The 9,871-nt window shown below is 71.2% G+C and carries 8 protein-coding genes; 5 read left to right on the top strand and 3 right to left on the bottom strand.

What is annotated here, in order from left to right; all coding sequences use genetic code 11:
• Positions 1-150 precede the first annotated feature (150 nt).
• Positions 151-1,434 carry a nucleotide disphospho-sugar-binding domain-containing protein gene (locus FB471_RS35445; RefSeq protein ID WP_141995329.1) on the bottom strand — a complete coding sequence of 428 codons (1,284 nt, stop codon included), beginning with the start codon at positions 1,432-1,434 and terminating at the stop codon, positions 151-153.
• 171 nt (positions 1,435-1,605) lie between these two features.
• On the opposite strand from FB471_RS35445, the gene FB471_RS00050 reads away from it, so the two are divergent.
• The 5 genes from FB471_RS00050 to FB471_RS00070 all read left to right on the top strand — a co-directional run bounded on the left by FB471_RS00050 (position 1,606) and on the right by FB471_RS00070 (position 7,095).
• A complete protein-coding gene (locus FB471_RS00050; protein ID WP_141995330.1) occupies positions 1,606-2,643 on the top strand; it encodes a GDP-mannose 4,6-dehydratase in 1,038 nt (345 codons plus the stop codon).
• Between the two features lie 88 nt (positions 2,644-2,731).
• Entirely contained in the window at positions 2,732-4,015 is a 1,284-nt protein-coding gene (locus tag FB471_RS00055; protein WP_141995331.1) for a nucleotide disphospho-sugar-binding domain-containing protein, read from the top strand.
• Positions 4,008-4,985: an alpha/beta hydrolase gene (locus FB471_RS00060; RefSeq protein WP_141995332.1), complete on the top strand. Its 978-nt coding sequence runs from the start codon at positions 4,008-4,010 to the stop codon at positions 4,983-4,985. The genes FB471_RS00055 and FB471_RS00060 overlap by 8 nt, the downstream gene beginning before the upstream one ends.
• Before the next feature lie 25 nt (positions 4,986-5,010).
• Complete coding sequence (locus tag FB471_RS00065) at positions 5,011-6,078, top strand: glucose-1-phosphate thymidylyltransferase (protein WP_141995333.1); 1,068 nt, start codon at positions 5,011-5,013, stop codon at positions 6,076-6,078.
• Positions 6,079-6,108: 30 nt separating this feature from the next.
• On the top strand, positions 6,109-7,095 hold the full coding sequence (locus FB471_RS00070) for an aldo/keto reductase (protein ID WP_141995334.1): 987 nt from the start codon (positions 6,109-6,111) through the stop codon (positions 7,093-7,095).
• Between the two features lie 24 nt (positions 7,096-7,119).
• On the opposite strand, the gene FB471_RS00075 is transcribed toward FB471_RS00070, so the two are convergent.
• The gene (locus FB471_RS00075; RefSeq protein WP_141995335.1) at positions 7,120-8,301 is read right to left on the bottom strand and encodes an aminotransferase class I/II-fold pyridoxal phosphate-dependent enzyme; all 1,182 of its coding nucleotides are present in this window, start codon (positions 8,299-8,301) and stop codon (positions 7,120-7,122) included.
• A gap of 9 nt (positions 8,302-8,310) precedes the next feature.
• Positions 8,311-9,708, bottom strand: a complete 1,398-nt coding sequence (locus FB471_RS00080; RefSeq protein WP_141995336.1) for an NDP-hexose 2,3-dehydratase family protein — start codon at positions 9,706-9,708, stop codon at positions 8,311-8,313.
• Between the last annotated feature and the right edge of the window lie 163 nt (positions 9,709-9,871).

The raw sequence follows: 9,871 nt of genomic DNA on the forward strand, positions 1-9,871 counted from the left end.
ACAGCAAACTCGTGCGCGTGAGCGGCAAACACGCCGCGTCGGGTGTGTTTGCCGTCTGCGTCCCCGTGTTTGCGCGCCACGCGCATGCGTTGGCTCCCCACATCCGCGCGTTGGCCGTTGGCGTCCGTACCCGGGTATCGGTGGGCGTGTTCACCGCGTGGCGGCCGCCGGTTCCGCCGGTGCGGTGCCGGCGGCGATCTCCTCCAGGGAGCCGGCCACGGCGGCGGGGGAGGGCATGCCCGCCGCCGTGGCGGCAAGCTCGCGGGCCGCGGTGCGGAAGGACGGCTCGCCGAGCAGGCGGCGCAGCGCGCCGGTGATCGCGGAGTTGCCGGCATCGTAGCTGGGCACGGTCAGGCCGCAGCCGATGTCGGTGAACCGGTCGGTGAACAGGGCGGTGTTCCTGGCCAGGGAGAGGGTCAGCTGCGGAATCCCGGCGGCCACCGAGGTCATCGCCACGCCGGCACCGCCGTAGTGCACGACGGCGTCGCAGTCGGGCAGCACCAGGTGCAGCGGCATCTCCACGAGGGGATGAACCGTGCCCGGCAGCGGACCGCATGCCTCGAGGTCCGCGCGCACCGCCAGCACCAGCACCTCGGCGTCCAGGGCGGTGGCGGCCTCGACCACCTGCGGCAGCCGGTTGGAGACCTGGCCGAAGTTGTGCGTCCCGCCGCGGCCCCACACCACGCACACCCGCGGGCGGCCGGACCGCCCCGGCAGCTCCAGCGGTACGGCGCCGGGCCCGTTGTACGGCACGTAGCGCATCGGCAGCCGGGTGCCCCGCAGTGCCGGTGCGATCGGGTCGGGGCAGGGATCGATGATGTGGTCGATCCGGCCGTACACCCGTTCGGCAAGGTCGTGGCCGACCATCTCGCCGAGGGTCCAGGCCGCCGTCGCGGAGTTCAACCGCTCGCTACTGCCGTCGGCGCCCAGCGGGTCCAGTCCGTCGTCGGGGCCGGTGGGTCCCCAGAGGTGGAGGATGGCGGGTACGCCGGCGGCTTCGGCGGCGAGTGGTCCTTCGTAGGCGACGAGGTCGTGGATGACGAGGTCGGGCCGCCAGGAGCGGGCGTAGTCCTGGGCGGAGCCGATGCTGCGGTGCAGGCGTTCCCTGGACCGGGCGGAGGTGGTTTCCCACCATTGCTGGAAGTCGAAGGTGTCCTTGTCCAGGGGTTCCCCGGTGTCGGGATGTGGCGGCGGCTCCGGGTAGGGCCAGCTACCCAGATAGAAACTCCCCACGTTGAAGCTCCGGGTGAACAGCAGCAGATCCAGGGTGTCCAGCAGCGGTACCGGAGTGAGCCCGGCGGCGGACAACCTGTCCACATCGGAGTCCGTGCACAGCACTCGTACCTCGTGCCCGGCGGCGCGCAGGGCCCAGCCCAGCGGAACCATCGGAAAGTAGTGCCCCGCCCAGGAGGAGACCACGAACAGCACCCGCATACGCCACTTCCGCCCTTCGCCTGCGCCGGCTTCCAGCCCGGTCGAGAATGACCGGCCCCGGTTGGAGAAACCCCTAGATCCGGTGCCGTTCAATGGCCGTACGGACGCACCGGCACGTGCGGCCATGCGACAACCACGGACGCCAGCTCGCCCCACCGGAAAGGGGAAGACGTGTCCAAGCGCGCATTGATCACCGGGATCACCGGCCAGGACGGCTCCTATCTCGCCGAGTACCTCCTCGGGCTGGACTATCAGGTCTGGGGCCTGGTCACGCACCGGGCCGACCCGCGCGCCTCGCGGATCGGGCACCTGATGGACGAGGTGTGCCTGCTGCGCGGGGACCTGACGAACGCGGACAGCCTGGTGGCGGCGGTGGACAAGGCGCAGCCCGACGAGGTGTACAACCTTGCGGCCATGTCCTTCGTGCCGCTTTCCTGGCAGCAGGCAGAACTCGCCGCCGACGTCAACGGCATGGGCGTGCTGCGGATGCTGGAAGCGATCCGGCTGGTGTCCGGGCAGAACGGGCCGCCGGGGCCCGGCCGCACCGGGGACATGCGTTTCTACCAGGCATCCTCATCCGAGATGTTCGGCAACGCCGCCGAGACACCGCAGCACGAGACCACACCGCCGCGGCCCCGGAGCCCGTACGGCGCGGCCAAGGCCTACGGGCACCTCCTCACCGGGAACTACCGGGACACCCTCGGGATGTACACGGTGTCCGGGATCATGTTCAACCACGAGTCACCCCGCCGCCGACCCGGCGTGGCGCGCAAGATCTCCCTGGCGGTCGCCCGGATCAAACTCGGCCACCAGGACAAGCTCCACCTCGACCGGCTCGACGCCCGGCGCGACTGGGGCTACGCGGGCGACTACGTCCGTGCCATGCACCTGGCGTTGCAGCAGGAGTCCGCGGCCGACTACGTCATCGGCACCGGTCACACCCATTCCGTACGGGACATGGTGCGGATCGCCTTCGCTGAGGTCGGCCTCGACTGGCGGGACCACGTCACCTCGGGTCCCGGCCAGGACGAGGCCGCCGAGACCGACCTGCTCCGCGCCGACGCGGTGCGCGCCCGCAGCCGGCTCGGCTGGCGACCGACGATCAGTTTCGAGGAGCTCGTGCGCATGATGGTCGATTCCGACCTGCGCAGGCTCGCCGGGGATCGGGACGCCGTGGCGTACCCGCGGACCGCGGGCCAGGTCGGCTGAGGCCGCCGGTTCTAGGGATTCCTCCAGCCGCCGCCGTTCATCCTTGGTCCGGCCGGATTCCGGTGGCGTCGACGACTTGGAGTGGCGTATGCGGGTGTTGTTCGCGGTGTCCTCGTGGCCGGGGCACTACTTTCCGATGGTTCCGCTGGGCTGGGCCCTGCGCGCCGCCGGGCACGAGGTACGAGTGCTGTGCGCACCGTCCGATGTGGGCGGGCTGACCGGCGCCGGGCTGACCCCCGTTCCCGTACTGGACACCCTCGACGTCACCCAGTACGCGCGAGTGTTCAACGTGGGGAGTTTCTATCTGGGTAGCTGGCCCTACCCGGAGCCGCCGCCACATCCCGACACCGGGGAACCCCTGGACAAGGACACCTTCGACTTCCAGCAATGGTGGGAAACCACCTCCGCCCGGTCCAGGGAACGCCTGCACCGCAGCATCGGCTCCGCCCAGGACTACGCCCGCTCCTGGCGGCCCGACCTCGTCATCCACGACCTCGTCGCCTACGAAGGACCACTCGCCGCCGAAGCCGCCGGCGTACCCGCCATCCTCCACCTCTGGGGACCCACCGGCCCCGACGACGGACTGGACACCATCGACGGCAGCAACGGGAACGAGCAGTTCACCTCCGCCACCGCCATGCGGACCCTGGCCGAACTCGCCGGGCAGGACCTTGCCGAGCGGATCTACGGGCGGACCGAGTACGTGCTGGACCCCTGCCCCGACCCGGTCGCGCCGGCGTTGCGGCGCGGGCAACGGCTGCCGATGCGCTACGTGCCGTACAACGGGCCGGGCGCGGAACCCGCCGACCTGCCCGAACGTTCCGGCCGCCCGCGGGTGTGCGTGGTGTGGGGCCGCTCCGGCACCCGGACCTTCGGCGAGGCCTCCAACAAGCTGCCGCAGATGATCGAGGCGGCGACCGGGCTGGGTGCCGAGGTCCTGCTTCTGGCCCTGCGCGAGGACCTGCGTGGCTACGACCTCCCGGACACCGTGCACCCGCTGGTCGAGGTGCCGCTGCACCTGGTGCTGCCAGGCTGCGACGCCGTCGTGCACTACGGCAGCGGCGGCGCGACGATGACCTCCGTGGTCGCCGGGGTCCCGCAGCTCGCGCTGCCGCTGGCGCACAACTCCACCCTGCTCACCGGGCGCTTCACCGAGGCGGGCTGCGGCCTGACCGTGCCCAACTACGAGGCCGACGTGCCCTCCCTGCGGGCCGCGCTGGAACGGCTGGTCGGCGAACCGTCCTTCCCGGAAGCCGCGCGGGACCTGGCCGCCATCGCGGCCGGTATGCCGACCCCCGCGGCCACGGTCGAGACCCTTGCGGAGATCGCCGGTGTCACCACCGGCCCGGTGGTGGGGAGCGCGGTTGTCTGAGCAGAAGGTGACACGGTTCAACCGGCGCATGCTCGGTCGGGCAGGCGCCGTGGCGGCGCTGGGCGCGGGCACGGCGGCGGCCGGTGGGATCGCCCGCGCCGAGCCCGCGGGTGCCGGTCGCTGCCGGACGTTCGTGTTCGTCCCGGGGGCGTTCGCCCGCGCCGCCATGTTCGGCTACCTGGTGAACTCGCTGGCTGCGCGCGGCCATCGCGCGCTCGCGGTGGAACTGCCCGGCCACGAGCCCGGCAGTGCGCCCTACGGCCCCGGCTTCCAGGCACCCCAGGACCTCGCGGCGTGGGCGGCCGTGCCGTCCCCGCTGGCCGGTGTCGACCTGCGCCAGTACGTGCGGCACACCGTCGGCGTGGTCCGCGGTGCCGCGAGGCACGGCCGGGTCGTGCTGGTCGGCGCCAGCACCGGCGGGCTGGTGATCGGCCTGGTGGCCCAGGCGGTACCGCACCTGGTCGAGCGCATCGTGTACGACGACGCCTTCTGCTGCGTGCGGTTGCCCAGCATCGGCGAGTACTACCGGACCCCGGAAGCCGAGGGCGCGCACAACGAGTTCCTCGCCCGCGCCGTTGTCGGCGACCCCGTCCGGCTGGGCGCGCTGCGGGTGAACTGGCGATCCGCCGACCCGGAGTTCCTCGCCGAGGCGCGAGCGGCCCTCCTCACCCCGGACGCGCCGGACCGGGAACTGTTCGACGTGCTGAACATCCTGTACCCGGACGACCCGCTCGGGCTCAACCAGGCGGACGCCCGGCCCGATCCCCGGCGCTGGGGCCGGATCCGGCGCACCTTCGTCCGGCACACCCGGGACGGGCTGGTGCCGATCGCCCTGCAGGACCGGATGATCCGGGAGGCGGACGAGCTGACCCCCGGAAACCGGTTCGACGTGCGCAGTGTGGTCACCGGGCACACGCCCGCCGCGGACAAGCTTCCCGAGGTCGTCGACATCCTCGACGACCTCCCCTGACCACCAAGCCCGAAGGGTGACGGAGATGAAGGCACTCGTGCTCGCCGGTGGCGCCGGTACCCGGCTGCGCCCGATCACGCACACCTCGGCCAAGCAGCTGGTCCCCGTCGCCAACAAACCGATCCTGTTCTACGGCCTGGAGTCCATCGCCGCGGCCGGGGTGACCGAGGTCGGCATCATCGTCGGCGACACGGAATCCGAGGTGCGGGCGGCCATCGGGGACGGCTCCCGGTTGGGCCTCGAGGTGACCTACATCCGCCAGGAGGCACCGCTGGGCCTCGCGCACGCGGTGCTGATCGCCGCGGACTTCCTCGGCGACGACGACTTCCTGGTGTTCCTCGGGGACAACTTCGTGTTCGGCGGCATCACCGAGATCGTGCGGCGGTTCACCGAACAGCGGCCGGATGCGCAGGTACTGGTCACCAAGGTGGGCAACCCCTCGGAGTTCGGGGTGGCCGAGCTCGACCGGGAGGGCAAGCTGATCGGCCTCGAGGAGAAACCCACCGAGCCGCGTACCGATCTCGCGCTGGTCGGGGTCTACCTGTTCACCCCCGTGGCGCACACCGCGATGCGGGCGATCGAGCCCTCGGCGCGCGGCGAGCTGGAGATCACCGACGCGCTGCGGTGGCTACTGGACGGCGGGTACGACGTGCGGGCGGGCGAGATCTCCGGGTACTGGAAGGACACCGGCAACGTCGCCGACATGCTCGAGGTCAACCGGCTGCTGCTGGAGACACTGGAACCCGCCGTGCTCGGCGAGGTCGACCCGGACACCGAGATCGTCGGCAGGGTGCGGATCGAACCGGGCGCCCGGGTATCCGCGTCCCGGGTGGTCGGTCCCGCGATCATCGGCGCGGGCACCGTGGTGACCGGGTCCTACGTCGGCCCGTCCACCTCGATCGCGGAGAACTGCCTCCTGCGGGACAGCGAGGTCGAGTTCTCCATCGTGCTGGCCGACTCGGTACTGGACGGGGTGCACCGGGTGGAGGCCTCGCTGATCGGCCGCAACGTCACCGTGCACGTGACCCGGCGGGTGCCCGTGGCGCACCGGCTGGTGATCGGAGACCACGGCTGGGTCCAACTGCCGAACTGACGGCGCCGAGCACGGAAGGGGCGATCATATATGGAGTTCACCAGCCTGGGCCGGACCGCGCTGCGGGTGAGCCGGCTCTGCCTCGGCACGCTCAACCTCGGCGTCCGCACCACCACCGAGGAGGCCTTCTCCATCCTCGACCACGCGCTCGACCGCGGGATCAACTTCGTGGACACCGCCAACCAGTACGGCTGGCAGCGGTACAAGGGCTACACCGAGGACCTGCTCGGCGACTGGTTCGCCCTCGGCGGCGTGCGGCGCGACCAGGTGGTGCTCGCCACCAAGGTGGGCAACCCGATGACCGACCTGCCGAACGACCAGGGACTGTCCGCCCGCAACATCATCGCCTCCTGCGAACGTTCCCTTCGGCGGTTGCGGACCGAGTGGATAGACCTGTTCCAGATGCACCACATCGACAGGGCCGCGCCATGGGACGAGGTGTGGCAGGCGATGGAGACACTGGTGCGGCAGGGAAAGGTCCGCTACGTCGGCTCATCCAACTTCGCGGGCTGGCATCTGGTGGAGGCGCAGGCCGCGGCCCGGGAGCGGCACTTCCTCGGGGTGGTCTCCGAACAGTGTGTCTACAACCTGATCACCCGGCAGGCCGAGCTGGAGCTGATCCCGGCCGCCCGGCAGTACGGCATCGCCGTGCTGCCGTGGTCGCCGCTGCACGGCGGCCTGCTGTCCGGCGGCCTGCGTAAACTGGAGACCGGTGAGGCGGTCAAGACCGCGCAGGGACGCGCCCAGCAGGCGCTGGTGACCCACGGCGCGGCCGTGGCCGCCTACGAGAAACTGTGCGACGCCTACGGGATGGACCCCGCCGAGGTCGGGATGGCCTGGGTCGCTTCCCATCCCGGCATCACCGCGCCGGTCGTCGGCCCGCGCACCCTGGCGCAGCTGGACGGCGCGGTGCGCGCGCTGGACACCGAACTGCCCGACGGTCTCACCGGGGAACTGGAGACGCTGTTCCCGCCGGTCGGCAACGGTGGTCCCGGCCCGGAGGCCTGGGCGTGGTGAACCCGTCGCGCCGGCATTCACCGTTCAGGACGCGTTCGGCACCAGGCGCCGGATCAGGCCGGCGACCCGGTCGATGTCCTCCGGGGTGACCGCGGTCCCGGTGGGCAGCGCCAGTACCCGGTCGGCGAGCGCCTCCGAGCGGGGCAACGGCAGCGGGGCATACCGTTCCGGCCGGTCCGCGTAGGGCAGTAGCTGGTGGCACGCGGGATGGAAGTACGGCCTGGACAGCACGTTGTTCCAGGTGAGCAGCTCGTGCAGGCGGTCGCGGTGGATCCCGGCCACCGGCGCGTCCACCTCGATGATCAGATACTGGTGGTTCGCCACCTCGTCCGCCGCCTGCCTGCGCACGCTGATCCCCGGCACGCCGGCCAGCCCGGCCCGGTAGCGTCCGTGGTTGTCCCGGTTCGCCGCCGCGAAGTCCATCATGGACTCCAGCGAGGTGAGGCCCATAGCGGCAGCGCCCTCGGTCAACTTGGCGTTCGTGCCGGGGAAGGCGACCTTGCGGTCCGGGGTGATGCCGAAGTTGCGCATCGCCCGCGCCCGGTGCGCCACCGCCGCGTCGTTGGTGACGATCGCGCCGCCCTCGAAGCTGTTCACGTACTTGTTGGCGTGGAAACTGAACACCTCGGCGGCGCCGAAACCCCCGATCGGCAGGCCACGATAGGTGCAGCCGATCCCGTGCGCGGCGTCGTACAGCACCACCAGGTCGTGCCGGGCGGCGAGCTCGGCCAGCCGGTCGATCTCGCACGGGTGGCCGAAGACGTGCACCCCGAGGATTCCCCGGGTGCGTGGCCCGACGAGCCGCTCGGCGTGCTCGGGGTCGATGGTGCCGCTGGCCTCGTCCACATCGCAGAAGACCGGCACGATGCCGATCCAGTCCAGCGCATGCGCGGTCGCGACCCAGGTGAACCCCGGCACCAGCACCTCGTCCCCTGCCACCAGGCCGCCTGCGCGTGCCGCGACCTGGATGCCTGCCGTCGCGTTGCACATGGCGACGCAGTAGGTGGTCCCGGCGACCTGGGCGAGGGCTTCCTCGAACTCCAGCACGAGCGGGCCGTCGGTCAGCCACTGCCGGTCGAGGGCGCCCTCGATCCGCTGCCGGAACCGGTCGCGGTCCCCGAGGTTGGGGCGGCCGACATGCAACGGCTCGGTGAACTCCGGGGCGGCCCCGGCCTCGTGGCGGGCCGCGTTCGTCGTCTGTTCCATGGTTCCTCTTCAGGTACGGTCCAGAACGGACCGGAGCGCGGCGATGAGTGTCCTGGCCTGCACGTTGACGTAGTGGCTGTACTTGAGGAACTCGGTGAGCTGGGGCAGCGACATCCAGCGGAACTCCGGTGGGGTGGCCAGCGGCAGCTCCTCGCCGGCATCCACGATGAGATAGCGGGTGGTCGCGTGGTAGAACCGGCCGCCCTCCTCGGACAGCACACTGTCGAACAGCACGGACTCCGGCGGAGCCGAGCGCACCAGGTCGAGGTACCGGGGCTGGTGCTCGGGACCGAACTGCGTGTAGTTCTCCGGGGTGCACTGCACGGTGGGACCGAGTTCGACCACGTCCCGGTAGCCCGCCTCCACGCTGGCGTTGACCAGGGCGTGCGGTGTGCCGTGGTGGTACCGGACCAGCAGCGCCGCGATCCCGGTGCCGTGCGGCCGCAGCAGCGGCTGGCACCAGGACGGCACCTCCCGGGTGTTCGAGTCCACCTCGGCACCGATGATGTCGAAGTACCGGCCGTCCCGGTGCGTGATGCGGTCCGGCCGCACCCGCCATCCGCCCTCGTGCACCGACGGCAGCGGCATCAGGCGCGCGGTGACGGTGTGCTCGCTCTGCTGCTCGGTGATCCAGCTCCGGATCTCGACGTCGGTGTGCGCGCCCCGCCGGTCGTCCTGCTCCGGTGGGTGCCAGCCCGGCATGCAGGACAGCACCGTGCGGGTGTCCATATTGACCAGGTTGTCCACCGCGAGCAGCCGGTTGAGCTGGCGCAGGGTGAGCCAGCAGAAGTCCTCCCGCGCCTCCACCTCGGGACCGACCTCCACGATCATGTTCCGGTTCCGCTTGCAGTAGAACCAGGCACCCTGCTCGGACTGCAGCACATCGGCGAGGATCGTGCGGGTACCCGCACCGGAGGACCGGAAGTACTCCAGGTACGGCACCGCGGACCCCCCGTGCGCACGGGTGTAGTTACTCCTGGTGGCCTGCACCGTGGGCGAGAGCTGGATACCGTTGACGTTGCCCGGTTCGGTCTTGGCCTGCACCAGGCAGTGCAGCAGCCCGTCGATCTCCCGCACCACGATGCCGAGGATGCCGATCTCCGGCTGGTTGATGATGGGCTGCGACCACACCGGCACCGGGCCGGTGTCCGTACTGACATGCAGCCCCTGCACCGAGTAGAACCGCCCGGACCGGTGCCGCAGGTCACCGAGCCCGGGACGGAAGTGCCAGCCGCGCATCTCGTCCAGCGGCACCAGGCGGACCCGCTGCCGGTGCTCCCGGCGGCGGTCCTCGAGCCAGCGCCGGACCCGCGCGTCGTCCCACACGGCGCCGTCCGTGGCCGATGCGGACGCCGCCAGTCGCGCGGCCAGCGTGGGATGCCGCGCGAGCGAGGCGAGCTCGATCATAGCCTGCCCTCCGAGCGTTGCCGGTCGCCCCACATGGTGGCGCCAGGATGCGCGGCAAAACCCCAGTGTTTGCGGCGTCCCCGGTCCGCTCTGGGGGAATGTGCAGTTCCCCGTGGGTACGTTTCGCGGCTGGCGCTCGCTGTTCCGCCGCAGGAGTACAGAT

It is taken from the genome of Amycolatopsis cihanbeyliensis (assembly GCF_006715045.1).
Classification (GTDB): domain Bacteria; phylum Actinomycetota; class Actinomycetes; order Mycobacteriales; family Pseudonocardiaceae; genus Amycolatopsis; species Amycolatopsis cihanbeyliensis.

What these genes read in the sequence shown, in the direction of transcription:
- FB471_RS35445 (WP_141995329.1), bottom strand. Translation starts at nt 1,434, where the DNA reads ATGCGGGTGCTGTTCGTGGTCTCCTCCTGGGCGGGGCACTACTTTCCG.
- FB471_RS00055 (WP_141995331.1), top strand. Translation starts at nt 2,732, where the DNA reads ATGCGGGTGTTGTTCGCGGTGTCCTCGTGGCCGGGGCACTACTTTCCG.
- FB471_RS00065 (WP_141995333.1), top strand. Translation starts at nt 5,011, where the DNA reads ATGAAGGCACTCGTGCTCGCCGGTGGCGCCGGTACCCGGCTGCGCCCG.
- FB471_RS00070 (WP_141995334.1), top strand. Translation starts at nt 6,109, where the DNA reads ATGGAGTTCACCAGCCTGGGCCGGACCGCGCTGCGGGTGAGCCGGCTC.
- FB471_RS00075 (WP_141995335.1), bottom strand. Translation starts at nt 8,301, where the DNA reads ATGGAACAGACGACGAACGCGGCCCGCCACGAGGCCGGGGCCGCCCCG.
- FB471_RS00080 (WP_141995336.1), bottom strand. Translation starts at nt 9,708, where the DNA reads ATGATCGAGCTCGCCTCGCTCGCGCGGCATCCCACGCTGGCCGCGCGA.